An 858-nucleotide genomic window follows, 5' to 3' on the forward strand; every position below is an offset into this window, starting at 1 on the left:
CAATGTGCTCGCCGCCACTGACCAGGTGCCATTGCTTTGCATCACGGTAGTGACTGTGTGGCTGTTGTTGTTTGCATCGGTAAAGACCACAGTGACTGTACTGCCTTGTGGGGCACTGGCTGTGCCACTGACTGTTGGCGTGGTGTCATTAGTGACGTCTAATGCATTTATATCAATCGCTGGCATGGTGGTATCAATGATACCTGTTCGTGTGGCCGTTCCATCAATGCCGTTTTCTGTCACGGTTGCGGTGACTGTAAAGTCGCCTTCAGCCAAAGCACTGCTTGCTGTGACTGTCCATGTTCCGCCATTAACCGTGGTGGTTAATGTTTCTGCTGGGTTGATACCATCATCAATTACCACAGTCACTACACTGCCATTGACCGCATCACTGGTGCCGTTAATCGTCGGTGTCGTATCATTGGTTTCGCCAATGACATTAATCGTGATACTTGGTGCGGTGGTATCCAGCACCGCGGTGTCATTAGCGGTTGTTTCATTCCCCGCAGCATCGGTGATACTGGCATCAATGCTGATGCTGCCATTGTTTAATGGGCTTGGTACATCTGCTGACCATGTGCCATCTCCCAGTACCGTGGCTGTAAAGGTATAGGTGTTTGTGCCGTCTGAAACACTTAAGTTAACCACACTGCCCGCCGGCTCATTGCTGGTCCCACTGATTGTTGGGGTATCGTCGTTGATGGTACCCAAGCTGTCTATCGCTAAGCTCGGTGGCAAGGTATCGATGCTGCCACTGCCTGTATCGGTGCCAACGTTACCTGCCGCATCAACAATCGTTGCTGTCACGGTATAAGCGCCATCAGGCAAGCTCGGTGCTGTGGCTTGCCACGACCCATC

At 51.7% G+C, this 858-nt stretch carries 1 protein-coding gene; it reads right to left on the bottom strand.

The window, feature by feature from the left end; genetic code table 11:
• Nucleotides 1–858, bottom strand: an 858-nt coding sequence (locus ISP07_RS20435) for an Ig-like domain-containing protein (protein WP_228290702.1), incomplete at both ends; no start/stop codon positions are given.

The organism is Pseudoalteromonas sp. PA2MD11 (genome assembly GCF_017808125.1).
Lineage (GTDB): Bacteria > Pseudomonadota > Gammaproteobacteria > Enterobacterales > Alteromonadaceae > Pseudoalteromonas > Pseudoalteromonas simplex.